Raw genomic sequence first — 23,240 nt, forward strand, 5'->3', positions numbered from 1 at the left:
GTGTGGATGAAGAGTGGTATCGGATGGCACATAAGTGCCATCCGACACTGAATTTACTCTTTGTTGAGGAATTTTACCGCCTTGTCAGGGAAGTCGGTAAATAACCCATTAACACCGGCTTTATTGTACAGAATGTCATACAACTGATTCACATCGGTGGCATATTCCGGTAGCTTGTCGGCCCGCACGGTATAAGGATGCACCACCAGCTTATTCTGCTGTGCATCTTTTACCATTCCGGTAAGCTTGATATTACCCGGCTGCGATGTCTCATCAATCACCATATGGTAATCCGGGCCAATACCATCAGCATATTCCGCTACCTGTTTCATGGCACCCGGTTTGAACATCCAGTCATAGCTGTAATTAACCCAGCTTCCGTCCGGTTGTTTCTGCTGAGTTTCGTTCCAGTCGGTATAGGCAATCAGCTGTACCAGGTTGAGGTCCATACCCATTTTGGGTTCCAGCTCATTCTTAATACGCTTCAGTTCATCAGCATCAAAGCATTGCAGATAAACCTTATCATCCTTACCGGTGTAGCCATATTTCTTCAGCACTTCCAGGGTTTTTGCCGCAATATCCTTCCCTTCCTGATGATGGAACCACGGCGCTTTAATCTCTGGATAGATACCAATATTTTTCCCGGTCGAATGGTTTAGCCCCTGAACAAATTCAATTTCCTCTTCGAAAGTGTGCACCCGGAAGTCAGATTTACCCATCGGGAAACGCCCGGGAAAAGTCTGCACTTTTTTACCGTTTTCAATATCGAAGCCTTCAGTGAATTTTAAAGACTTAATTTCATCCAGCGTGAAATCTATCGCGTAGTAACGGCCATCTTTACGCGCCCTGTCCGGGAAACGATCGGCAACATCGGTTACCCGGTCAAGATAGTGGTCATGCAGAACGACCAGATGGTCGTCCTTCGTCATCACCAAATCTTGTTCAAGATAATCGGCCCCCTGCGCATACGCCATCGCTTTTGCTGGCAGCGTATGCTCCGGCAAATAACCACTGGCGCCACGATGGGCAATCACTATTTTCTCACTGTTATCCGCCGCCATTGCACTGCTTCCCATGATCATTCCACTCATCATGATAGCCATGCTAAGGTTTTTCAGCGTCAATTTCATGCCATTAGCCTCCGTTGCGTTTTTGCTGTAATTCCTGATGGCGACGTTTTTCGCCAATCATCACGACAATTAACAAGATAACCGCCAGGATGCTGCCGCCAATCATCACCATGAAGCCGCCATCCCAGCCAAAGTAGTCAACGGTGTAGCCGACAATCGCGCTTGCCGCTACGGAGCCACCAAGGTAACCAAACAGTCCGGTAAAGCCCGCCGCCGTACCTGCCGCTTTCTTCGGCGCCAGTTCCAGCGCGTGCAGACCAATCAGCATGACTGGGCCGTAGATCAGGAAGCCGATAACAATCATACAAATCATATCGACGGTTGGGTTGCCTGCCGGGTTCATCCAGTAAACGATGGTGGCGATGGTCACCAGTGTCATAAAGAAGACGCCGGTTGCCCCACGGTTACCGCGGAAGACTTTGTCCGACATCCAGCCGCACAGCAGAGTGCCTGGAATGCCCGCATACTCATAGAAGAAGTAGGCCCAGGAGGATTTATCCAGCGCGAAGTGTTTCACCTCTTTCAGGTAAGTCGGTGACCAGTCGAGGATACCGTAGCGCAGCAGATAGACGAACACGTTGGCGATGGCGATGTACCACAGCAGTTTGTTCGGCAGCACGTACTGCATGAAGATCTGTTTCGCGGTCAGTTCCTGTTCCGCTTTTTCGTTATAGTCGTCCGGGTAATCATTTTTGTACTCTTCGATCGGCGGCAGGCCACATGATTGCGGGGTATCGCGCATCATCGCAAAGGCGAACAGAGCCACCAGAATGGCACAGAAAGCCGGCATATAAAGCGCCGCGTACCAGTCATTGAACCAGGCCATCCCCAGCAGGAACAACAGCGGCGGAATACCACCACCGACGTTATGCGCACAGTTCCACACCGACACAATGCCGCCACGTTCTTTCTGCGACCACCAGTGCACCATAGTACGACCGCACGGCGGCCATCCCATCCCCTGGAACCAACCGCAGAGGAACAGCAGCACAAACATCACCGCAATGCTCGATGTCGCCCACGGAACAAAGCCCATAAAAAGCATAACTGCCGCAGCAAGAATCAGACCTGCTGGCAGGAAAACGCGCGGATTCGAGCGGTCCGACACCGACCCCATGATGAATTTCGAAAATCCGTAGGCAATTGAGATCCCTGAAAGGGCAAAACCTAAATCACCACGTGAGAATCCCTGCTCCACCAGGTAGGGCATCGCGAGAGCAAAGTTCTTACGAACCAAATAGTAAGCGGCATAACCAAAGAATATCCCCAGGAAAATTTGCCAGCGTAATCGACGGTAAGTCGGGTCGATCTCCGCAGCAGGTAAGCGCGCCTTGTGTGGCGCTGGTTTAAAAATACTCAACATTTATAGCCTCCGTGGCCGTGGTCTTATTTATGATTAACAGCCTGATTCAATGGAAGAACCTGCCGTTTCTTGAGTTGCCGCGATGTTAATTAATCATTCATTCCATGAATGTGAATTACCGCACACATTATTAAATAAGATTTACAAAATGTTCAAAATGACGCATGAAATCACGTTTCACTTTCGAATTATGAGCGATTATGCGCGAAATCAAACAATGCATGTTTTTTCTGTGGCTAAATGAGACAAAACGAACTTTTGAGGGATAACAATGAAAACTCGCGATTCGCAAACAAGTGACGTGATTATCATTGGCGGCGGCGCAACGGGAGCCGGGATTGCCCGCGACTGTGCCCTGCGCGGGCTGAAAGTGATTTTGGTTGAACGCCACGACATCGCAACGGGAGCCACCGGGCGTAACCACGGTCTGCTGCACAGCGGCGCACGCTATGCGGTTACCGATGCGGAATCGGCCCGCGAATGTATTAGTGAAAACCAGATTTTAAAACGCATTGCGCGTCACTGTGTCGAACCAACCAACGGCCTGTTTATCACCCTGCCGGAAGATGATCTCTCCTTCCAGGCGACTTTTATTCGTGCTTGCGAAGAGGCTGGAATCAGTGCTGAAGCCATTGATCCGCAGCAAGCACGCATTATAGAACCTTCCGTTAACCCGGCACTGATTGGCGCGGTAAAAGTTCCGGATGGCACCGTTGACCCATTCCGGCTGACCGCAGCGAACATGCTCGATGCAAAAGAACATGGTGCCGTTATCCTTACTGCTCATGAAGTCACGGGACTGATTCGTGAAGGCGCGACGGTGTGCGGTGTTCGTGTACGTAATCATCTCACCGGCGAAACCCAGGCACTTCATGCGCCTGTCGTAGTTAATGCCGCCGGGATCTGGGGGCAACACATTGCCGAATATGCCGATCTGCGCATTCGCATGTTCCCGGCGAAAGGATCGCTGCTGATCATGGACCACCGCATTAATCAGCATGTGATCAACCGCTGCCGTAAACCTTCCGACGCCGATATTCTGGTGCCTGGCGATACCATTTCGCTGATTGGCACCACCTCTTTACGTATTGATTACAACGAGATTGACGATAATCGAGTGACGGCAGAAGAGGTTGATATTCTGCTGCGTGAAGGGGAAAAACTGGCCCCCGTGATGGCGAAAACGCGCATTTTGCGGGCCTACTCTGGCGTGCGCCCGTTGGTTGCCAGCGATGACGACCCGAGCGGCCGTAACGTCAGCCGTGGCATCGTGCTGCTCGACCATGCCGAACGCGATGGTCTGGACGGATTTATCACCATCACCGGCGGCAAACTGATGACCTATCGGCTGATGGCGGAATGGGCTACCGACGCAGTATGCCGCAAGCTGGGCAACACGCGCCCCTGTACGACCGCCGATCTGGCACTTCCTGGTTCACAGGAGCCCGCTGAAGTCACCTTGCGTAAAGTCATCTCTCTGCCTGCCCCGCTGCGCGGTTCTGCGGTTTATCGTCATGGCGATCGCACACCTGCCTGGCTGAGCGAAGGCCGTTTGCACCGCAGCCTTGTTTGTGAGTGTGAAGCCGTTACCGCTGGCGAAGTTCAGTACGCAGTAGAAAATTTAAACGTCAACAGCCTGCTGGATTTACGTCGCCGCACCCGTGTGGGGATGGGGACTTGCCAGGGCGAACTCTGTGCCTGCCGGGCAGCTGGATTGTTGCAACGCTTTAACGTCACCACCTCCGCGCAATCTATCGAACAACTTTCCACCTTCCTTAACGAACGCTGGAAAGGCGTGCAGCCCATTGCATGGGGAGACGCATTGCGCGAAAGCGAATTTACCCGCTGGGTTTATCAGGGACTGTGTGGTCTGGAGAAGGAGCAGAAAGATGCGATTTGATACTGTCATTATGGGCGGCGGCCTCGCCGGATTACTCTGCGGCCTGCGATTGCAAAAACACGGTCTGCGCTGTGCCATTGTCACCCGTGGACAGAGCGCTCTGCATTTCTCATCCGGCTCGCTGGACTTACTGAGCCACCTGCCAGATGGTCAGCCGGTGGCAGACATTCATGCAGGGCTGGAGTCTTTGTGCCATCAGGCACCTGCCCACCCTTACAGTCTTCTCGGCCCACAACGCGTACTGGATCTCGCTTGTCAGGCGCAGGCATTAATTGCGGAAAGTGGCGCGCAATTGCAGGGCAGCGTGGAACTGGCCCATCAGCGCGTTACCCCACTCGGCACTTTGCGTTCGACCTGGTTAAGTTCGCCAGAAGTTCCCGTCTGGCCGCTACCCGCGAAGAAGATATGTGTAGTGGGGATAAGCGGGCTGATGGATTTCCAGGCGCATCTTGCGGCGGCTTCGTTGCGCGAACTGGATCTTTCGGTTGAAACTGCTGAAATTGAACTGCCGGAACTGGATGTGTTACGCAATAACGCCACCGAGTTTCGCGCGGTGAATATCGCCCGTTTCCTTGATAACGAAGAAAACTGGCCGCTGTTAATTGATGCGCTAATCCCTGTCGCCAATACCTGTGAAATGATCCTGATGCCCGCCTGCTTCGGCCTGGCCGATGACAAACTGTGGCGTTGGTTGAATGAAAAACTACCTTGCTCACTTATGCTTTTGCCAACGCTGCCGCCTTCCGTGCTGGGCATTCGTCTGCAAAACCAGTTACAGCGCCAGTTTGTGCGCCAGGGCGGCGTATGGATGCCGGGCGATGAAGTGAAAAGTGTGACCTGCAAAAATGGCGTGGTGAGCGAAATCTGGACCCGCAATCACGCCGATATCCCGCTGCGTCCGCGTTTTGCTGTGCTTGCGAGCGGCAGTTTCTTTAGCGGCGGGCTGGTGGCAGAACGCGAAGGCATTCGTGAGCCGATTCTCGGCCTTGATGTACTGCAAACCGCCACGCGGGGTGAGTGGTATAGAAGTGACTTTTTTGCTGCGCAACCGTGGCAACAGTTCGGCGTGACCACTGACGAGGCGCTACGCCCGTCACAGGCTGGTCAAACAGTAGACAACCTGTTTGCCATCGGTTCGGTGCTGGGCGGATTTGATCCCATCGCCCAGGGATGCGGCGGCGGTGTTTGTGCCGTCAGTGCTTTACATGCCGCTCAACAGATTGCCCAACGCGCAGGAGGCCAACAATGAACGACACCAGCTTCGAAAATTGCATTAAGTGTACCGTCTGCACCACCGCCTGCCCGGTGAGCCGGGTGAATCCGAGCTATCCAGGGCCAAAACAAGCCGGGCCGGATGGCGAGCGTCTGCGTCTGAAAGATGGCGCACTGTATGACGAGGCGCTGAAATATTGCATCAACTGCAAACGTTGTGAAGTCGCCTGCCCGTCCGATGTGAAGATTGGCGATATTATCCAGCGCGCGCGGGCGAAATATGACACCACGCGCCCGTCGCTGCGTAACTTCGTTTTAAGCCATACCGACCTGATGGGCAGCGTTTCCACGCCGTTCGCACCAATCGTCAATACCGCTACCTCACTGAAACCAGTACGGCAACTGCTTGATGCGGCGTTAAAAATCGATCATCGCCGCACGCTACCGAAATACTCCTTCGGTACATTTCGTCGCTGGTATCGCAGCGTGGCAGCCCAGCAAGCGCAATATAAAGACCAGGTCGCTTTCTTTCACGGCTGCTTCGTTAACTACAACCATCCGCAGTTAGGTAAAGATTTAATTAAAGTGCTCAACGCAATGGGTACCGGTGTACAACTGCTCAGCAAAGAAAAATGCTGCGGCGTACCGCTGATCGCCAACGGTTTTACCGATAAAGCACGCAAACAGGCAATTACGAATGTAGAGTCGATCCGCGAAGCTGTGGGAGTAAAAGGCATTCCGGTGATTGCCACTTCATCTACCTGTACATTTGCCCTGCGCGACGAATACCCGGAAGTGCTGAATGTCGACAACAAAGGCTTACGCGATCATATCGAACTGGCGACCCGCTGGCTGTGGCGCCAGCTGGACGAAGGCAAAACGTTACCGCTGAAACCGCTGCCGCTGAAAGTGGTTTATCACACTCCGTGCCATATGGAAAAAATGGGCTGGACGCTCTACACCCTGGAACTGTTGCGTAAGATCCCAGGGCTTGAGCTGACAGTGCTGGATTCCCAGTGCTGCGGTATTGCGGGTACTTACGGTTTCAAAAAAGAGAACTACCCCACCTCACAAGCCATCGGCGCACCACTGTTCCGCCAGATAGAAGAGAGCGGCGCGGATCTGGTCGTTACCGACTGCGAAACCTGCAAATGGCAGATTGAGATGTCCACAAGCCTTCGCTGCGAACATCCGATTACGCTGCTGGCCCAGGCGCTGGCTTAAACTCCTTTCTGATGCCCGGTAAGCATGTTGTTACCGGGCATTTTTGCGTGCACGGTTCCGTACCCAATGTATGCGTTGCATCGCAGTAAAAATACTTATGAAAACGTCTCGCAAAGGCTAAAACTGGCAGATGTCAAAGGCCTGGGATAACCGTAATGTCGCGTCATCATAAATATCAGGTGACGGACAACCATGACCGAATCAACAACATCCTCCCCGCATGATGCGGTGTTTAAAACCTTTATGTTCACACCCGAAACCGCACGGGATTTTCTGGAAATACACCTGCCGGAACCGCTACGTAAGCTTTGCAACCTGCAAACCTTACGCCTGGAACCCACTAGTTTTATTGAAAAAAGTTTACGCGCTTACTACTCGGATGTTTTGTGGTCGGTAGAAACCACCGACGGCGAAGGTTATATCTACTGCGTGATTGAGCATCAGAGTACTGCGGAAAAAAACATGGCCTTCCGACTGATGCGCTATGCCACTGCCGCCATGCAGCGTCACCTGGACAAAGGCTATGACAGAGTCCCGCTGGTGGTGCCGTTGCTGTTTTATCATGGCGAAACCTCGCCCTACCCGTACTCACTCAACTGGCTGGATGAGTTTGACGACCCGCAGCTTGCCCGGCAGTTGTACACCGAAGCTTTTCCGTTGGTGGATATCACCATCGTACCTGACGATGAGATCATGCAACATCGGCGTATAGCTCTGCTGGAACTGATTCAAAAGCATATTCGCGACCGCGATTTAATCGGTATGGTCGACAGGATCACCACGCTTTTGGTTAGGGGCTTCACTAATGACAGCCAGGTGCAAACGCTGTTTAATTATCTACTGCAATGCGGCGATACCTCCCGTTTCACCCGCTTTATTGAGGAAATTGCCGAACGTTCACCACTACAAAAGGAGAGATTGATGACTATTGCTGAACGGCTACGGCAGGAAGGACACCAGATTGGCTGGCAGGAGGGTAAGATTGAAGGCTGGCAAGAAGGTAAATTAGAAGGCTGGCAAGAAGGTAAATTAGAAGGTTTGCAGGAAGGCATGCATGAACAAGCCATTAAAATTGCCTTGCGCATGCTGGAGCAGGGCTTTGAACGTGAGATTGTATTGGTAACAACCCAACTCACTGATGCTGATATTCCACCTAACTGTCATTAAAAGGAGAGATTGATGACTATTGCTGAACGGCTGCGGCAGGAAGGACACCAAATTGGCTGGCAGGAGGGTAAGATTGAAGGCTGGCAGGATGGGAAATTAGAAGGTTTGCAGGAAGGTATGCATGAACAAGCCATTAAAATTGCTTTGCGCATGCTGGAACAGGGCATTGATCGTGACCTGGTGCTCGCAGCCACCCAGCTAAGCGAAGCCGATCTGGCAGCGAATAACCACTAATTAACACAGGCCCACAGCCGATCCCCATGGGCCTTTGATATCAATAACTACCTTTTATGCGTGGCCCATTTTTGCCTGATTTAAACATCGCCAGTCGTTGATCCAGGGCATCGCTATAGAGCATCGTGTCAACGCCAACAGCGACAAAGTTCGCTCCCCACGCCAGGCATTGCTGCGCTTTATCAGGAACCACAGCCAGAAAACCAGCCGCTTTACCCGCAGCGCGGATCCGCCGAATGCTTAAGTTCGTCAAGCAGCAGATAGGCCGTGCTTTTCGGGATCCCCAATGTGTCAATGATCGTTGCAGCACTACAAGGTCCAATGCGGGCAATCAGATTGAGAATATCAATAGCCCGTGTCAGGGCGGGTACTTTGCTTGATTCCAACATACTGGACTCCAGTCTTAGATACTGGAATCAGTCTCGTCGCTCAGGGTGAGTAAAATTGTGAAGCGCATCAAATCCCGTTTCTCGTCCAGCGGACTGGAGAAATTACGCACAAATTTGTGAATCAGCGCACGGATTTTTTCTTATTGAGTACAACAGGTTGGACAAATTTGCGGGAGGGGAATGTGCCGGTGCAGTAAACCGGCACAGCGTGACTGAATCAGACGGATAAGGTCATGGACTCAACAACCTCAATCCAGCCGTGCTCGCTGGCGATGTCCTGACTGTTCAGCCAACGGCGCAGCATATTCAACGCCATCATTGCACACACTTCCTGACGAATAGCCAGACTGTAGCGCGTAGTACTGAAATGTACGCGCAGAGCATAAGTGCCGTCCGGCGTGGCTAGCGCAAAGTTGAGATATTCGTTCTCGAACCCCGAAACAGCCAGTGCCAGCCCGGCAAAATGGTTGGCCCGCCGTTCTGTAATCCAGTGCGCGGTTTGCGCCAGAGTCTCTTCCTGTGAAGGAACCACTTCACACGCCAGCAATGGCGCACCTGCGCGAGAAAGTTGCAAAGCCAATAAACCACCGGTGAATTGCTCGCTCAACGTCAGGCTGAACTGGCGGTTTTGCAATTCGCGACTGATCTGCGCGGGCAGTCCTTCGGTGCCTTCGTAAATCACGCTCTGTCCGGCAACACGTTTAACGTCCAGCCACAGTTTTTCCATCGCCTGTTGCTCGCTTGCCGGTCCGGTCAGCTTCAGTTCAATTATCGGCATCGAGGAGCGATAGCCCATTGTTACGCCCGGCGGCAGTTGTAGAGTGTCCAGGCTTTGTGCCAGATCGCTTTCCGAACGACCAAAGGTAGTCAAACGCAGACAAACCGGCGGCTGCGGTAAAGAAAAACGCTCGCGCAGGCGCGGCAGGATTTCGTGCTCGACCATCACCTTAAATTCTGACGGTACGCCGGGGGTAAAGAACATCAGGCAACGATTAAGCTGCACGGCAAAACCACAGGCGGTGCCTACGGGGTTATTGATGAACTCGGCACTCGCTGGCAATTCTGCCTGTTTACGGTTGCTCGGCGCCATCACGCGACCACGTTCGCGGAAATAATGTTCCATCTCTTTAAGCCAGGCTTCATGTAGCACCAGACCTTCACCTTTTGCTGTCGCAGCAGCGAGCGCGCTTAAATCATCGCTGGTTGGCCCCAGTCCGCCGTTGACGATCAGCACATCGGCGTGCTGACTGCGCTCACGAAGAATGGTGACTAAATCTTCAAGGTTATCGCCAACCGTATTACGGCGAGATAGCGGCAAGCCCTGATGAAAGAAAAAGTCGGCCAGCCAGGCTGCATTCGTGTCAACGATTTGCCCGTGTAACACCTCATCCCCGGTGGATAGCATTTCCACTTTTAACATGGTTATCTCCTGCTTTTGTTATCGAATCACTATAACGCAAAGGGAGATAAGGCGTAGTAAGAAACTGAATGGCGCGACAGAACGCCGCGCCGGAAGGTATCAGAAGCTGGCGTTAACCCCGACATAAGGGCCGTCGGCCACGGCATTATCGCGATTGCCGTCTTTCCCCGACAGGTTCAGATAACGGTAGCCTGCCTCAATACTGACTGGACGCATAATGGTATAACGCGCGCCAGCATTCGCTTCTTCATAACTTTGAATACCGCTGGAGAGCGAATCCGGAGAGTAATAATACTCGCCAAACAGACGGAAGCTGTCACCAATTTGCCACTGTAAACCACCACCGACTGCCGCCGCATAACCTTCATCGCCGTAATTCGGATTGGTATAAACACCTTTCCCACCTACAGTTGCCATTAACGGCCCCAGAGGAAGATTCAGGCCCAGCCCCACGCCCGCGACATCACCGTCGTCGTCGTTATGTGTCCAGTTACCGCTTAACGCCAGTCCCGTAGACTCGGTCCCGAAACCGACGCCAATATTGGTATATTCTTTTCCCGCCTGACCACTAATGCTTATCGCATTTGCCGATGCAGAAACCAACAGCATTCCAGCCAGAACTGGTAGCGCAAATTTTTTCATTTTTACCTTTTTCCGCAAGAAGATAATCAACATTCCCCAAAGCTGCGGGATTGTACTGCCTGACGCAGAGGATTCAATGCGCGAAAAAAGTGATCTGCTAACTTATTGTAACTAAATACGTCTCAAATAATTTAACGCCGAAAAAATAAACATGATTTACGTTATAAACCAAAATAATAATCAGCGCAGTTATCATCGCAAAAGAGACTAATGTCACTTTCGCATATTTATGAGTTGCCGTATTCTCTTGGTTTATTTTCGATTATAAGGAACATCCCTGTGCGACAACGGACTATTGTTTGCCCTTTGATTCAAAATGATGGTGCTTATCTGCTATGCAAAATGGCTGACGATCGCGGCGTTTTCCCGGGTCAATGGGCGCTTTCGGGTGGTGGCGTGGAACCTGGCGAACGTATTGAAGAAGCATTACGCCGTGAAATCAGAGAAGAGTTAGGCGAGCAACTGATTCTTACTGACATAACTCCGTGGACTTTCAGCGATGACATTCGCACTAAGACGTATGCAGATGGTCGTAAGGAAGAGATTTATATGATTTACCTGATCTTTGACTGCGTTTCTGCCAACCGTGAAGTGAAAATAAACGAAGAGTTTCAGGAATACGCGTGGGTAAAACCAGAAGATCTGGCGCAATACGATTTAAATGTCGCTACCCAGAAAACATTACGTTTGAAGGGTCTTCTGTGATAGTGATGACAGCCATTACTGGCTGTCAGATTCAAAGATCAGTGATTGACAAATTCCCCATCCAGTAAAACTTTACCGTTTTCCACATGCATCACCAGTCCATCCAGATAATCTGGTTTAAATGTCACGTTACGTTTATCTTTCGCGATATACGTCAGACAGTGGTTGTGGGTGAAGATAACAATATTTTTATCAGGCGCTTTACTTTGTAAGTCTTTAATTGCGCTATAAATCTCATTACCACATTGTAACAGTCGTTTATCTACCGTCAGTTTTTTGCCCGCAGAAAACCAGGTTGCCGACTGAATAGTCCGAACGGTATTACTGGAATAAAGATCGAAATCAGGGATATCTGCGCTGAAGGCTTTGCCCAGTTCACGCGCATCCTGAGAGCCATTTACCGTAATACCTGTTTTGTCTGACAAGCATTGATTGGAGGAACGATCGCAGCGTTCTCCATGGCGAAACAGAACCACCACCGGGTGCTGCTGCGCCAGCCTGGCCAACGTTTTATTGTCGATTCGTGGCAACCCATTGCTACTCCAGGCAGCATGACTACCCAACCCGGCAATTACAGCAAGCACCAGTAAAATGAAGATATATTTTTTAGACTTCATCGAAGTCCGACAAAAAGCTAACACCTAAGCTCCACCTATAGACACGCGTAGCCAGCTAAATGACCGTGAAAACAAATAATATTTTCACCGGCAAATAGGGGCTGGGGATAGTATTAAAACATTACGATGCCCGCAAAATGCCTTAAATCTTGTCAAATGAAAAGCCCAAATAAGCTAAAAAAACGAAAAAAAATAATATTTAAGTACTATATTAGTTCCTTAAGGTTAAATTAATATTCTACCCTTAGAATTTCACTCCAAATGGCAAAATACATATAACGCTCCCTATAACAAATATTAGTGAATAGATGGGAAAAGTATTCAATGGCCGAAGGAATAATAATGTCAGATTTTTTGCCCTTTTCACGTCCGGCAATGGGTGTGGAAGAACTCTCTGCAGTTAAAGATGTTCTCGAATCTGGATGGATCACCACAGGTCCGAAGAATCAGGCGCTTGAACAAGCCTTTTGCCAGTTGACGGGAAATCAACATGCCATCGCGGTCAGTTCAGCCACAGCCGGAATGCATATCACGCTGATGGCGCTGGAGATAGGTGCTGGCGATGAAGTGATCACGCCTTCTCTGACCTGGGTATCAACCCTCAATATGATTTCTTTGTTGGGCGCTACGCCGGTAATGGTAGATGTCGACAGCGATATGCTGATGGTCACGCCTGAAGCGATCGAAGCAGCCATTACGCCGCGTACCAAAGCCATCATTCCAGTGCATTATGCCGGTGCGCCAGCAGATATTGACGCCATTCGCGCCATTGGCGAACGTTACGGCATCGCAGTTATCGAAGATGCCGCCCATGCCGTCGGTACGTATTACAAAGGTCGACATATTGGCGCGAAAGGTACCGCTATTTTTTCGTTTCACGCCATCAAAAATATTACCTGTGCAGAAGGCGGCCTGATTGTTACTGATAATGAAAACCTCGCCCGCCAGCTACGGATGCTGAAATTTCACGGTCTGGGTGTCGATGCATATGACAGACAAACCTGGGGCCGCGCACCGCAGGCAGAAGTATTAACGCCGGGCTATAAGTACAATCTGACCGATATTAACGCCGCGATTGCCCTGACACAGTTAGCCAAATTAGAGCAACTCAACACCCGTCGTCGGGAAATTGCCCTGCAATATCAGCAAGCACTGGCAGCTCTCCCCTTTCAGCCATTAAGCCTTCCCGCTTGGCCGCACGTTCACGCCTGGCATCTGTTTATTATTCGTGTCGATGAACAACGTTGTGGTATCAGTCGCGATGCGTTGATGGAAGCGTTAAAAGAAAGAGGCATTGGCACCGGGTTACATTTCCGCGCTGCTCACACGCAAAAATATTATCGCGAGCGTTTTCCCACGCTGTCGTTACCGAATACCGAATGGAACAGCGAACGCATCTGTTCGTTGCCGCTTTTTCCAGATATGACCACCGCCGATGCCGACCGCGTCATCGCTGCCCTTCAGCAACTCGCAGGACATTAAGCCATGTTTGAAATCCACCCTGTTAAGAAAGTCTCGGTGGTTATTCCCGTTTATAACGAGCAGGAAAGCTTACCGGAATTAATCAGGCGCACCACCGCAGCCTGCGAAACGCTGGGGAAAGAGTATGAGATCCTGCTGATTGATGACGGCAGTAGCGATAATTCCGCACAAATGCTCGTCGATGCCTCACAAGCAGAGGGCAGCCACATCGTGTCTATTTTGCTTAATCGTAATTACGGACAGCATTCGGCGATCATGGCAGGTTTCAGCCACGTTACCGGCGACTTAATTATCACCCTCGATGCCGATCTCCAGAATCCGCCAGAGGAGATCCCCCGTCTGGTAGAAAAAGCCGATGAAGGTTACGACGTAGTGGGTACTGTGCGCCAGAATCGCCAGGATACCTGGTTTCGTAAAACCGCTTCGAAGATGATTAACCGACTTATTCAGCGCACCACCGGCAAAGCGATGGGCGACTATGGCTGTATGTTACGCGCCTATCGCCGTCATATTATCGATGCCATGTTGCACTGCCATGAACGCAGCACCTTTATCCCGATTCTGGCGAATATCTTCGCTCGCCGCGCCATTGAAATTCCGGTGCATCATGCCGAGCGTGAGTATGGCGAATCTAAATACAGTTTTATGCGCCTGATTAATTTGATGTACGACCTGGTGACCTGCCTCACGACCACACCGCTACGTATGCTGAGTCTTCTCGGCAGCGTGATTGCGATTGGGGGTTTCAGCATTGCGGTACTGCTGGTGATTTTACGCCTGACCTTCGGGCCACAATGGGCCGCGGAAGGCGTCTTTATGCTATTTGCCGTGCTGTTTACTTTTATTGGCGCTCAGTTTATCGGCATGGGATTGCTCGGTGAATATATTGGCAGGATCTACACCGATGTCCGCGCCCGCCCCCGCTATTTTGTTCAGCAAGTTATCCGTCCATCCAGCAAGGAAAATGAATAATGAAAACCGTCGTTTTTGCCTACCACGATATGGGATGCCTCGGTATTGAAGCCCTGCTGGCTGCCGGTTACGAAATTAGCGCCATTTTTACCCATACTGATAATCCTGGCGAAAAAGCCTTTTATGGTTCAGTCGCTCGCCTGGCGGCGGAAAGAGGCATTCCGGTTTACGCGCCGGATAACATTAATCATCCGCTGTGGGTGGAACGCATTGCCCAACTGTCACCAGAGGTAATTTTCTCTTTTTATTATCGCCATCTCATTAGCGATGAGATTTTACAGCTCGCTCCCGCAGGTGCATTTAATCTGCATGGTTCGCTGTTACCAAAATATCGTGGTCGCGCGCCGCTGAACTGGGTGCTGGTGAACGGTGAAACGGAAACGGGCGTTACATTGCACCGAATGGTTAAACGTGCCGATGCCGGGGCCATTGTTGCCCAACTGCGCGTTGCCATTGCGCCAGATGATATCGCCATTACGCTGCATCATAAATTGTGCCATGCCGCGCGTCAGTTGCTGGAACAGACGTTACCCGCCATTAAACACGGTAAGATTCTGGAAATAGCCCAACGCGAGAACGAAGCCACCTGTTTTGGTCGCAGAACACCAGAAGACAGCTTCCTCGAGTGGCACAAACCGGCAGCCGTATTGCATAACATGGTCCGCGCCGTCGCCGATCCGTGGCCTGGCGCCTTCAGCTATGTTGGTAATCAGAAATTTACCGTCTGGTCGTCACGCGTACATCCTCATACGTCCGCAGCACAGCCGGGAAGCGTGATTTCTGTTGCACCGTTGCTGATTGCCTGTGGCGATGGCGCGCTGGAAATCGTCACCGGACAGGCGGGCGACGGCATTACTATGCAGGGCTCACAATTAGCCCAGACGCTGGGGCTGGTGCAAGGTTCACGCTTGAATAGCCAGCCTGCCTGCGCCGCCCGACGCCGTACCCGGGTGTTGATCCTCGGGGTAAATGGTTTTATCGGTAACCATTTGACAGAACGCCTGCTGCGCGAAGATCACTATGAAGTTTACGGTCTGGATATTGGCAGCGACGCGATAAGCCGTTTTCTGAATCATCCGCATTTTCATTTTGTTGAAGGCGATATCAGCATTCATTCCGAATGGATTGAGTATCACGTCAAAAAATGTGATGTCGTCTTGCCGCTGGTGGCGATAGCCACGCCGATTGAATATACCCGCAACCCGCTACGCGTATTTGAACTCGATTTTGAAGAGAATCTGCGCATTATCCGTTATTGCGTGAAGTACCGTAAGCGAATCATCTTCCCGTCGACTTCAGAAGTTTATGGGATGTGTAGCGATAAATACTTCGATGAAGACCATTCTAATTTAATCGTCGGCCCGGTGAATAAACCACGCTGGATTTATTCAGTATCAAAACAATTACTTGATCGGGTCATCTGGGCCTATGGCGAAAAAGAGGGGTTGCAGTTCACCCTCTTCCGCCCGTTTAACTGGATGGGGCCACGACTGGATAACCTTAATGCGGCGCGAATTGGTAGCTCACGCGCGATTACGCAACTCATTCTCAATCTGGTGGAAGGTTCACCGATTAAGCTGATTGATGGCGGAAAACAAAAACGCTGCTTTACTGATATTCGGGATGGTATCGAAGCGTTATACCGCATTATCGAAAATGCGGGAAATCGCTGCGACGGCGAAATTATCAACATTGGCAATCCTGATAACGAAGCGAGTATTGAAGAGCTCGGCGAGATGCTGCTGGCGAGCTTCGAAAAACATCCGCTGCGCCATCACTTCCCACCGTTTGCGGGCTTTCGCGTGGTAGAAAGTAGCAGCTACTACGGCAAAGGATATCAGGACGTAGAGCATCGTAAACCGAGCATCCGCAATGCCCGCCGTTGCCTCGGCTGGGAACCGAAAATTGATATGCAGGAAACCATCGATGAAACGCTGGATTTCTTCCTGCGCACTGTCGATCTTACGGATAAGTCATCATGACCAAAGTAGGTTTACGTATTGATGTCGATACTTTTCGTGGCACCCGCGAAGGGGTGCCACGTCTGCTGGAAACCTTAAGTAAGTATAATATTCAGGCCAGCATTTTTTTCAGCGTCGGCCCGGACAATATGGGCCGCCATCTCTGGCGACTGGTGAAGCCACAGTTTTTGTGGAAGATGCTGCGCTCAAACGCGGCATCGCTTTATGGCTGGGATATTTTACTGGCAGGTACGGCATGGCCAGGAAAAGAGATTGGTCATGCCAATGCCGATATCATTCGTGAAGCGGCTAAATACCACGAAGTCGGCCTGCACGCCTGGGATCATCACGCCTGGCAGGCCCATAGCGCTAACTGGGATCGGCAAACGATGGTCGACGATATCGCACGCGGCCTTCGTACCCTGGAAGAGATTATCGGCCAACCGATAACCTGCTCCGCTGCCGCTGGCTGGCGTGCCGACCAACAGGTGATCGAAGCAAAAGAAGCGTTCCATTTGCGTTACAACAGCGATTGTCGTGGGGCGATGCCGTTTCGTCCACTGCTCGAATCAGGAAAACCTGGCACTGCACAAATTCCAGTGACATTACCTACCTGGGATGAAGTGATTGGCCGGGATGTGAAAGCGCAAGATTTTAACGGCTGGCTACTCAACCGCATCCTGCGAGATAAAGGGACGCCGGTTTATACCATCCATGCTGAAGTTGAAGGTTGTGCTTATCATCCTGATTTTGTTGATCTCCTGAAGCGTGCCGCCCGTGAAGGCATTACGTTTTGTCCATTAGGCGAGCTGCTGCCGGAGACGTTGCCGCTCGGACATGTGGTGCGTGGAAGAATCGCTGGACGTGAAGGCTGGCTGGGTTGCCAACAAGTTGCGGGAACTCGTCCATGAAATCCATTCGCTATTACGCAGCATTCTTTGCGTTTATTACCGTCTATTATCTCTTGCCGATTAATTATCGCCTGCTCTGGCAACCTGATGAAACGCGTTATGCGGAAATCAGTCGGGAAATGCTGGCTTCCGGCGACTGGATTGTACCCCATCTGTTAGGGCTACGTTATTTCGAAAAACCCATTGCCGGATACTGGATTAACAGCATTGGGCAATGGCTATTTGGCGCGAATAACTTTGGTGTTCGGGCAGGCGTTATCTTTGCGACCCTGTTAACCGCCGCGCTGGTGACCTGGTTTACTCTACGCTTATGGCGCGATAAACGTCTGGCACTACTCGCCGCTGTGATTTATCTCTCGCTGCTTATTGTCTACGCCATCGGCACTTACGCCGTGCTCGATCCGTTTATTGCATTCTGGCTGGTGGCGGGAATGTGTAGCTTCTGGTTGGCAATGGATGCGCAAACGTGGAAAGGCAAAAGCGCGGGATTTTTACTGCTGGGAATCACCTGCGGTATGGGGGTAATGACCAAAGGTTTTCTCGCCCTCGCCGTGCCGGTATTCAGCGTGCTGCCGTGGGTGGCGATGCAAAAACGCTGGAGAGATTTCTTTATTTACGGCTGGCTGGCAATCATCAGTTGTGTACTGACGGTTCTCCCCTGGGGGTTAGCAATAGCGCAACGGGAGCCTGATTTCTGGCACTATTTTTTCTGGATTGAGCATATTCAACGCTTTGCGATGGATGATGCCCAACATAAAGCCCCGTTCTGGTACTACTTGCCTATCATCATTGCCGGTAGCCTGCCATGGCTGGGATTACTCCCCGGTGCGCTGCGTTCTGGCTGGAAAAACCGCAACCATTCCGCAACCGTCTATCTCTTGAGTTGGACGGTGATGCCACTGCTGTTTTTCTCCGTCGCCAAAGGTAAATTACCCACCTATATTCTCTCCTGCTTTGCACCTTTAGCGATGTTGATGGCGTATTACGCGTTGCAGGCAGCAAAAACTAATCCTCTGGCGTTGCGAATTAATGGCTGGATTAACATCGCATTTGGCGTTACTGGCATTATTGCCACGTTTGTTGTCTCTCCCTGGGGACCAATGAGTACGCCAGTCTGGCAAACTTTCGAAATCTATAAAGTCTTTTGCGCATGGTCGATTTTTTCACTATGGGCATTTTTCGGCTGGTACACATTAACGAACATTGAAAAAAACTGGCCTTTTGCGGCACTTTGCCCGTTGGGGCTGGCATTGCTCGTGGGTATTGCGATCCCCGATAGAGTCATGGAAGGAAAACATCCGCAGTTTTTTGTTGAGATGACACAAGAGTCACTCCAGCCGAGCCGCTATATTCTTACTGATAGCGTCGGCGTTGCCGCAGGTCTGGCATGGAGTCTGCAACGCAATGACATCATCATGTATCGTCAGACGGGTGAGTTGAAATATGGCCTTAACTACCCGGATGCGAAAGGCAGGTTTGTCAGCGGTGATGATTTCGCCAACTGGCTTAATAAGCATCGTCAGGAGGGGATTATTACTCTCGTACTTTCGATTGACCGCGATGAGGATATCAACAGCCTTGCCATTCCACCTGCAGATGCTATCGATCATCAGGGGCGTCTGGTGCTCATTCAGTATCGGCCCAAATGATCTGGCTGATTTTAGTCTTTGCTAGCCTGCTTAGCGTAGCCGGGCAGCTCTGCCAGAAACAGGCAACTCGCTTTGTGGCGGTAAGTAAACGGCGCAAACATATTGCACTGTGGCTGGCGCTGGCATTGGTGTGTCTGGGGCTGGCAATGGTGCTCTGGCTGCTGGTATTACAGAACGTGCCGGTAGGCATTGCCTATCCAATGTTGAGCCTGAATTTTGTCTGGGTGACGCTGGCAGCAGTAAAACTGTGGCATGAACCCGTGTCTTTTCGTCACTGGTGTGGGGTGGCATTCATTATTGGTGGCATTGTTATTCTCGGGAGCACGGTGTAATGGGCCTGATGTGGGGATTATTCAGCGTCATTATTGCTTCTGCTGCGCAATTAAGCCTCGGTTTTGCAGCAAGTCATCTACCGCCGATGACGCAGTTGTGGGATTTTATCGCTGCGCTTTTGGCTTTTGGCCTGGATGTCCGGATGCTGGTGATCGGGCTACTGGGTTATCTGCTTTCCGTTTTTTGTTGGTACAAAACACTTCATCAACTCACACTCAGCAAAGCCTATACTTTGCTGAGTGTGAGTTATGTACTGGTATGGATTGCATCAATAGTACTTCCCGGCTGGGAAGGGACTTTTTCTGTGAAGGCACTGCTTGGAGTGGCCTGTATTATGGGTGGATTAACGCTGATTTTCCTGCCAGTTCGAAATAAAAATCACTGACGACTTCTGGCCATTTTGCGTACATTCTCCCACTCTTCGCCACTGTAGCTTCGGGCATCAATAACTTTAATTGTGCGTTGTGTATCCCGGTTAATACAGTACATAGCATCCTGTAGCGGTGAGAGTAAATCACCTGGCTGAACAATGACATCATTGCACACTTCGGCAATCATTTTGAGAGCACCACTGGTATCACTAAGGACCAATACATGACGATTTTTCGCCACGCCGCAACACGTCTTTTTTACTAACCACTCCATTGTACCTCCCTGTCAGATAAGAATTTTCACATTAATTTACAGATTAACATATAAACTCATTATCAATGGCAATGGAATGGTAAAAATGAGAAGTGAAACGGATGGTTAATTATTGCAGGCGTGCACCCACTCTTTTAGCGCCTGACGTGAAATCTTAATGCCTCCGTTTTTCAGTTCAGGCGGCAGCGTTAGCCAACGCACCGGTTGTTGAAAACGGGCCAGCTTATCTTTCACCCATTCGCTAAGATCAACGCTTTGCTGGTCATACTCCACCACCGCTACCGGACGATGGCCAAACTCGTGGTCGGCAACGGGGACGATAAACACTTGCAAAACCGCAGGATGTGCGGCAATCACACGTTCGACTTCTTCTGGCTGAATGCCTTCGCCACCACTGAAGAACAGATTGTCTAAACGTCCGACAATGGTCAGCTTGCCATTATGCATCTCACCGCGATCGCGCGTGGCGTACCAGCCTTCGTCATTCACCAGCGGCACCAGTTGCCCGTTACGCCAGTAGCCTTCTGCCATACTGGCAGCCCGCAGCCACACTTCATCGTTAACGATTTTCACTTCCCGACCGGGCAGCGGCGAGCCTACGTCAGCCAGGCCGTCCGCTTCTTTCGCGCAAACCGTGGAAGCGAACTCCGTCAGACCATAGCCACAAAAGCAGCGAATCCCCTGCTCGCGCGCCTGTTCCGTCAACTCGACCGGGATCGCTGCGCCGCCAAGCAACACCGCTTTCAGGGAAACTGAACTACGGTTAACCAGCAAACGCCAGAGCTGCGTCGGCACCAACGATGCGTGAGTACAACCTGCCAGCATTTGCTCCAGCGGTTGTTTATCGCGTACCGTCATCCGCGCACCAGCGTATAACCAGCGCCACATAATTCCCTGACCGGAGACGTGAAACAACGGCAAAGAGAGCAGCCAGTCATCGTGATCGCCAAATGGAATCAGCGATAACACCCCTTCGGCGCTGGCAAGATGAGCCTGATAAGTATGAACTGCGGCTTTTGGCAAGCCAGTGGAGCCGGAGGTCAATGTCATTGAGCACAGACGTGTCGGCTGCCACACGGCGGCATGTACGCCTTCGACCGCCTGAATATGCAGCGATGTTAACGCCGGAAACGTGTTTTCCCCTTCCGGCACCAGCGCAAATTGCAGAGTGAGATTTGGCAGCAATTCCTCAAGCAACGGTTGCGGCAGTTGTGGATTCACGGGCAGCACCCGCGCCCCACATTGCAGTAACGCCAGCCAGGCCAGCAGCGTTTGCGGCGTATTCCACGCCCGCAACATTACGCCGCTGCCCTCAACCACACCCTGCGCCGCAAAGCCGGAGGCTAATTCATCGACGCGAGCACAAAGCTTGCGCCAGTTGAGTTGCTCGTCATTAAGACGTAAGGCGATGGCTTCTCCCCGCACCTGCCGCCAGTGACGCCACGGCCAGTCAGAGAAGATCATAACAGCCGCTCCAGTGCATCAACTTCCACTAATGGCAGCGGGCTACCCGGCCAGCGACGAACCTGCTGCGCCTGCATCAGATCCAGCGTATCCAGCCCCGGAATGGTGTCTGGCGTTAACCAGGCAGCAATCCGCGCCAGTTGCGTTAAGCCTAAGCTCGACTCGATGGAAGAACTGATCACCGCCGTCAGCCCCAGCGCGTGCGCCGCCTGCACCTGCTCGCGGACTTTCTCCAGGCTGCCCGTGAGCGTGGGTTTGATCACCACCGCACGCACGCCCTCTTCCGCCACAAAGGCAAAATCCGGCTCGCGCACGCTTTCATCCCAGGCAATGGCAATGCCGGTTTCACGGGCAAACGCACGCGAATCATCGCGGGTTTTGCACGGCTCTTCGAGAAACGCGATGCGGTGGCGATAATCCGGGTTAACGTATTTGGCAAACTGCTGGCCTTTCAGCGGCGTCCAGGCGCGGTTTGCGTCAAGACGCAAATGCAGATCCGGAATTGCCTCCAGCAAAAGATTGACCACCATGCCGTCGCGCACGGCTTCGTACAATCCCACTTTGACCTTCGCCACTTTCTCGCCAGGCATATCGGCAAGTTTGAGGATCAGATCGTCCGGATCGCCATTACACAACGGTGCAGCACGGTAATTTGCTGCCTGCGGGAGCGTATTTGCCAGTTCAGCCAGCGCGCAGCTCACGCCAAAGGCGACGGAAGGCGTCTGTGGTAGCTCGCAATCGCCAGCCAGCCAGTTATTTACCCAGGCAAGCAGCACACTTTGCGCCTCTTCCTGGGTTTCCCGACTGAAGCCCGGCAGTGGGGAGATCTCCCCCCACCCTTCGCGCTCGCCCTCGCGCAGGCAAACATACAGCCCGTCGCGGGTTTTTAACCGCCTGTCGCGCAGAACCACCCCCGCGTCCATGGGGATCTGCCAGCGGTATACCTGCGCGCTACGCATTACGGATTCCGTTTAAATTTGCTGAAGTCAGGCTGACGTTTCTGGTTAAAGGCGTTGCGACCTTCCTGACCTTCTTCCGTCATGTAGAACAGCATGGTGGCGTTACCCGCCAGTTCCTGCAGACCCGCCTGACCGTCACAGTCGGCGTTCAGTGCAGCTTTCAGGCAACGCAGCGCCATCGGGCTGTTTTGCAGCATTTCGCGGCACCAGCGGACAGTCTCTTTTTCCAGATCGGCCAGCGGCACCACGGTGTTCACAAGGCCCATATCCAGCGCCTGTTTTGCATCATACTGACGGCACAGGAACCAGATTTCACGCGCTTTTTTCTGCCCGACGATGCGAGCCATGTAGGAAGCGCCCCAGCCGCCGTCGAAGGAACCGACTTTCGGGCCAGTCTGACCGAAGATGGCATTATCTGCCGCGATAGTCAGGTCGCACATCATGTGCAGAACATGACCGCCGCCGATGGAGTAGCCAGCCACCATCGCGACAACCGGTTTCGGACAGGTACGGATCTGACGCTGGAAGTCCAGCACGTTGAGGTGATGTACGCCGGAATCATCTTTATAGCCGCCGTAGTCGCCACGTACTTTCTGGTCACCGCCGGAGCAGAACGCTTTATCGCCCGCGCCAGTCAGAATGATCACGCCGATGTTGTCGTCATAACGGGCATCCGCCAGCGCCTGGATCATCTCTTTTACCGTCAGAGGACGGAAGGCATTGCGCACCTGCGGACGATTAATGGTGATTTTTGCGATACCGTCGGTGGATTTTTCATAACGAATGTCCTCGAAACCTTCGGAGCAGTCGTGCCATTCAACCGGTGCGTAAAGCATTGCTTCATCAGGATAAATCATATTG

21 protein-coding genes and 3 pseudogenes are annotated in these 23,240 nt (G+C 51.8%); 13 read left to right on the forward strand and 11 right to left on the reverse strand.

All coding sequences use genetic code 11. From position 1 onward, the window contains the following. Nucleotides 1-53: 53 nt before the first annotated feature. Entirely contained in the window at nucleotides 54-1,130 is a 1,077-nt protein-coding gene (gene glpQ / locus D9597_RS06380; protein ID WP_130217028.1) for a glycerophosphodiester phosphodiesterase, read from the reverse strand. A 4-nt stretch (nucleotides 1,131-1,134) separates the two neighbouring features. Continuing rightward, nucleotides 1,135-2,493, reverse strand: coding sequence for a glycerol-3-phosphate transporter (gene glpT, locus D9597_RS06385; RefSeq protein ID WP_130221914.1), 1,359 nt, complete (start codon nucleotides 2,491-2,493; stop codon nucleotides 1,135-1,137). Nucleotides 2,494-2,764: 271 nt separating this feature from the next. Here glpT and glpA point away from each other — a divergent pair, with 271 nt between their 5' ends. The 5 genes and pseudogenes from glpA to D9597_RS06410 all read left to right on the forward strand — a co-directional run. Then, complete coding sequence (gene glpA / locus D9597_RS06390) at nucleotides 2,765-4,393, forward strand: anaerobic glycerol-3-phosphate dehydrogenase subunit A (protein WP_130221915.1); 1,629 nt, start codon at nucleotides 2,765-2,767, stop codon at nucleotides 4,391-4,393. Then, on the forward strand, nucleotides 4,383-5,642 hold the full coding sequence (gene glpB, locus D9597_RS06395) for a glycerol-3-phosphate dehydrogenase subunit GlpB (protein WP_130221916.1): 1,260 nt from the start codon (nucleotides 4,383-4,385) through the stop codon (nucleotides 5,640-5,642). Before glpA ends, glpB begins: the two co-directional genes overlap by 11 nt. Beyond that, nucleotides 5,639-6,829 (forward strand): anaerobic glycerol-3-phosphate dehydrogenase subunit GlpC, encoded by a 1,191-nt coding sequence (gene glpC, locus D9597_RS06400; RefSeq protein WP_130221917.1) that lies wholly within the window; start codon nucleotides 5,639-5,641, stop codon nucleotides 6,827-6,829. The genes glpB and glpC overlap by 4 nt, the downstream gene beginning before the upstream one ends. Nucleotides 6,830-7,021: 192 nt before the next feature. Next, the gene (locus tag D9597_RS06405; protein WP_130221918.1) at nucleotides 7,022-7,996 is read left to right on the forward strand and encodes an ISNCY family transposase; all 975 of its coding nucleotides are present in this window, start codon (nucleotides 7,022-7,024) and stop codon (nucleotides 7,994-7,996) included. After that, nucleotides 7,997-8,230, forward strand: a pseudogene (locus D9597_RS06410) (hypothetical protein); the annotation flags it as partial. It lies immediately after the preceding gene. A 40-nt stretch (nucleotides 8,231-8,270) separates the two neighbouring features. Here D9597_RS06410 and D9597_RS06415 read toward each other — a convergent pair. From D9597_RS06415 to D9597_RS06430, 4 genes and pseudogenes are all read right to left on the reverse strand, one after another. Next, a pseudogene (locus tag D9597_RS06415) lies at nucleotides 8,271-8,471 on the reverse strand (aldolase/citrate lyase family protein); the annotation flags it as partial. Then, nucleotides 8,470-8,619, reverse strand: a pseudogene (locus D9597_RS06420) (helix-turn-helix domain-containing protein); the annotation flags it as partial. The pseudogenes D9597_RS06420 and D9597_RS06415, both read right to left, overlap by 2 nt. Nucleotides 8,620-8,836: 217 nt before the next feature. Continuing rightward, nucleotides 8,837-10,039 carry a nicotinamide mononucleotide deamidase-related protein YfaY gene (locus D9597_RS06425; protein WP_130221920.1) on the reverse strand — a complete coding sequence of 401 codons (1,203 nt, stop codon included), beginning with the start codon at nucleotides 10,037-10,039 and terminating at the stop codon, nucleotides 8,837-8,839. A 99-nt stretch (nucleotides 10,040-10,138) separates the two neighbouring features. Next, nucleotides 10,139-10,681 carry a YfaZ family outer membrane protein gene (locus D9597_RS06430; RefSeq protein ID WP_130207171.1) on the reverse strand — a complete coding sequence of 181 codons (543 nt, stop codon included), beginning with the start codon at nucleotides 10,679-10,681 and terminating at the stop codon, nucleotides 10,139-10,141. Nucleotides 10,682-10,960: 279 nt separating this feature from the next. Here D9597_RS06430 and nudI point away from each other — a divergent pair, with 279 nt between their 5' ends. Next, the gene (nudI, locus tag D9597_RS06435; RefSeq protein WP_130221921.1) at nucleotides 10,961-11,386 is read left to right on the forward strand and encodes a nucleoside triphosphatase NudI; all 426 of its coding nucleotides are present in this window, start codon (nucleotides 10,961-10,963) and stop codon (nucleotides 11,384-11,386) included. 38 nt (nucleotides 11,387-11,424) lie between these two features. On the opposite strand, the gene ais is transcribed toward nudI, so the two are convergent. Beyond that, on the reverse strand, nucleotides 11,425-12,027 hold the full coding sequence (gene ais / locus D9597_RS06440) for a lipopolysaccharide core heptose(II)-phosphate phosphatase Ais (RefSeq protein ID WP_130217014.1): 603 nt from the start codon (nucleotides 12,025-12,027) through the stop codon (nucleotides 11,425-11,427). 318 nt (nucleotides 12,028-12,345) lie between these two features. Between ais and arnB the strand changes: the two genes are divergently transcribed. The 7 genes from arnB to arnF are packed head-to-tail and all read left to right on the forward strand — an operon-like array spanning nucleotide 12,346 to nucleotide 19,696. Then, nucleotides 12,346-13,485: a UDP-4-amino-4-deoxy-L-arabinose aminotransferase gene (gene arnB, locus D9597_RS06445; RefSeq protein ID WP_130221922.1), complete on the forward strand. Its 1,140-nt coding sequence runs from the start codon at nucleotides 12,346-12,348 to the stop codon at nucleotides 13,483-13,485. Between the two features lie 3 nt (nucleotides 13,486-13,488). Continuing rightward, the gene (gene arnC, locus D9597_RS06450) at nucleotides 13,489-14,457 is read left to right on the forward strand and encodes an undecaprenyl-phosphate 4-deoxy-4-formamido-L-arabinose transferase (RefSeq protein WP_130221923.1); all 969 of its coding nucleotides are present in this window, start codon (nucleotides 13,489-13,491) and stop codon (nucleotides 14,455-14,457) included. Next, nucleotides 14,457-16,439 carry a bifunctional UDP-4-amino-4-deoxy-L-arabinose formyltransferase/UDP-glucuronic acid oxidase ArnA gene (arnA, locus tag D9597_RS06455; protein WP_130207176.1) on the forward strand — a complete coding sequence of 661 codons (1,983 nt, stop codon included), beginning with the start codon at nucleotides 14,457-14,459 and terminating at the stop codon, nucleotides 16,437-16,439. Before arnC ends, arnA begins: the two co-directional genes overlap by 1 nt. Further along, nucleotides 16,436-17,329, forward strand: coding sequence for a 4-deoxy-4-formamido-L-arabinose-phosphoundecaprenol deformylase (arnD, locus tag D9597_RS06460; RefSeq protein WP_130221924.1), 894 nt, complete (start codon nucleotides 16,436-16,438; stop codon nucleotides 17,327-17,329). The genes arnA and arnD overlap by 4 nt, the downstream gene beginning before the upstream one ends. Further along, on the forward strand, nucleotides 17,326-18,978 hold the full coding sequence (gene arnT, locus D9597_RS06465) for a lipid IV(A) 4-amino-4-deoxy-L-arabinosyltransferase (RefSeq protein ID WP_130221925.1): 1,653 nt from the start codon (nucleotides 17,326-17,328) through the stop codon (nucleotides 18,976-18,978). The genes arnD and arnT overlap by 4 nt, the downstream gene beginning before the upstream one ends. Next, on the forward strand, nucleotides 18,975-19,310 hold the full coding sequence (gene arnE, locus D9597_RS06470; RefSeq protein WP_130221926.1) for a 4-amino-4-deoxy-L-arabinose-phosphoundecaprenol flippase subunit ArnE: 336 nt from the start codon (nucleotides 18,975-18,977) through the stop codon (nucleotides 19,308-19,310). Before arnT ends, arnE begins: the two co-directional genes overlap by 4 nt. Further along, a complete protein-coding gene (gene arnF / locus D9597_RS06475) occupies nucleotides 19,310-19,696 on the forward strand; it encodes a 4-amino-4-deoxy-L-arabinose-phosphoundecaprenol flippase subunit ArnF (RefSeq protein ID WP_130221927.1) in 387 nt (128 codons plus the stop codon). Before arnE ends, arnF begins: the two co-directional genes overlap by 1 nt. Here the strand turns inward: arnF and pmrD are convergent. The 4 genes from pmrD to menB all read right to left on the reverse strand — a co-directional run bounded on the left by pmrD (nucleotide 19,690) and on the right by menB (nucleotide 23,236). Continuing rightward, nucleotides 19,690-19,956, reverse strand: coding sequence for a signal transduction protein PmrD (pmrD, locus tag D9597_RS06480; protein WP_130221928.1), 267 nt, complete (start codon nucleotides 19,954-19,956; stop codon nucleotides 19,690-19,692). The genes arnF and pmrD overlap by 7 nt on opposite strands. Before the next feature lie 105 nt (nucleotides 19,957-20,061). Further along, nucleotides 20,062-21,420 carry an o-succinylbenzoate--CoA ligase gene (gene menE, locus D9597_RS06485; protein ID WP_130221929.1) on the reverse strand — a complete coding sequence of 453 codons (1,359 nt, stop codon included), beginning with the start codon at nucleotides 21,418-21,420 and terminating at the stop codon, nucleotides 20,062-20,064. Continuing rightward, nucleotides 21,417-22,379: an o-succinylbenzoate synthase gene (gene menC / locus D9597_RS06490; protein ID WP_130221930.1), complete on the reverse strand. Its 963-nt coding sequence runs from the start codon at nucleotides 22,377-22,379 to the stop codon at nucleotides 21,417-21,419. Before menC ends, menE begins: the two co-directional genes overlap by 4 nt. Further along, nucleotides 22,379-23,236, reverse strand: coding sequence for a 1,4-dihydroxy-2-naphthoyl-CoA synthase (gene menB / locus D9597_RS06495; protein ID WP_000639996.1), 858 nt, complete (start codon nucleotides 23,234-23,236; stop codon nucleotides 22,379-22,381). Before menB ends, menC begins: the two co-directional genes overlap by 1 nt. Nucleotides 23,237-23,240 lie beyond the last annotated feature (4 nt).

The sequence above is a fragment of the Escherichia sp. E13S3 genome, from assembly GCF_004212325.1.
Taxonomy (GTDB): domain Bacteria; phylum Pseudomonadota; class Gammaproteobacteria; order Enterobacterales; family Enterobacteriaceae; genus Escherichia.

What these genes read in the sequence shown, in the direction of transcription:
- glpQ (WP_130217028.1), bottom strand. Translation starts at nt 1,130, where the DNA reads ATGAAATTGACGCTGAAAAACCTTAGCATGGCTATCATGATGAGTGGA.
- arnD (WP_130221924.1), top strand. Translation starts at nt 16,436, where the DNA reads ATGACCAAAGTAGGTTTACGTATTGATGTCGATACTTTTCGTGGCACC.
- arnB (WP_130221922.1), top strand. Translation starts at nt 12,346, where the DNA reads ATGTCAGATTTTTTGCCCTTTTCACGTCCGGCAATGGGTGTGGAAGAA.
- glpT (WP_130221914.1), bottom strand. Translation starts at nt 2,493, where the DNA reads ATGTTGAGTATTTTTAAACCAGCGCCACACAAGGCGCGCTTACCTGCT.
- D9597_RS06405 (WP_130221918.1), top strand. Translation starts at nt 7,022, where the DNA reads ATGACCGAATCAACAACATCCTCCCCGCATGATGCGGTGTTTAAAACC.
- D9597_RS06425 (WP_130221920.1), bottom strand. Translation starts at nt 10,039, where the DNA reads ATGTTAAAAGTGGAAATGCTATCCACCGGGGATGAGGTGTTACACGGG.
- arnF (WP_130221927.1), top strand. Translation starts at nt 19,310, where the DNA reads ATGGGCCTGATGTGGGGATTATTCAGCGTCATTATTGCTTCTGCTGCG.
- menC (WP_130221930.1), bottom strand. Translation starts at nt 22,379, where the DNA reads ATGCGTAGCGCGCAGGTATACCGCTGGCAGATCCCCATGGACGCGGGG.
- arnT (WP_130221925.1), top strand. Translation starts at nt 17,326, where the DNA reads ATGAAATCCATTCGCTATTACGCAGCATTCTTTGCGTTTATTACCGTC.
- menB (WP_000639996.1), bottom strand. Translation starts at nt 23,236, where the DNA reads ATGATTTATCCTGATGAAGCAATGCTTTACGCACCGGTTGAATGGCAC.
- D9597_RS06430 (WP_130207171.1), bottom strand. Translation starts at nt 10,681, where the DNA reads ATGAAAAAATTTGCGCTACCAGTTCTGGCTGGAATGCTGTTGGTTTCT.
- glpC (WP_130221917.1), top strand. Translation starts at nt 5,639, where the DNA reads ATGAACGACACCAGCTTCGAAAATTGCATTAAGTGTACCGTCTGCACC.
- pmrD (WP_130221928.1), bottom strand. Translation starts at nt 19,956, where the DNA reads ATGGAGTGGTTAGTAAAAAAGACGTGTTGCGGCGTGGCGAAAAATCGT.
- arnE (WP_130221926.1), top strand. Translation starts at nt 18,975, where the DNA reads ATGATCTGGCTGATTTTAGTCTTTGCTAGCCTGCTTAGCGTAGCCGGG.
- menE (WP_130221929.1), bottom strand. Translation starts at nt 21,420, where the DNA reads ATGATCTTCTCTGACTGGCCGTGGCGTCACTGGCGGCAGGTGCGGGGA.
- glpB (WP_130221916.1), top strand. Translation starts at nt 4,383, where the DNA reads ATGCGATTTGATACTGTCATTATGGGCGGCGGCCTCGCCGGATTACTC.
- arnC (WP_130221923.1), top strand. Translation starts at nt 13,489, where the DNA reads ATGTTTGAAATCCACCCTGTTAAGAAAGTCTCGGTGGTTATTCCCGTT.
- arnA (WP_130207176.1), top strand. Translation starts at nt 14,457, where the DNA reads ATGAAAACCGTCGTTTTTGCCTACCACGATATGGGATGCCTCGGTATT.
- glpA (WP_130221915.1), top strand. Translation starts at nt 2,765, where the DNA reads ATGAAAACTCGCGATTCGCAAACAAGTGACGTGATTATCATTGGCGGC.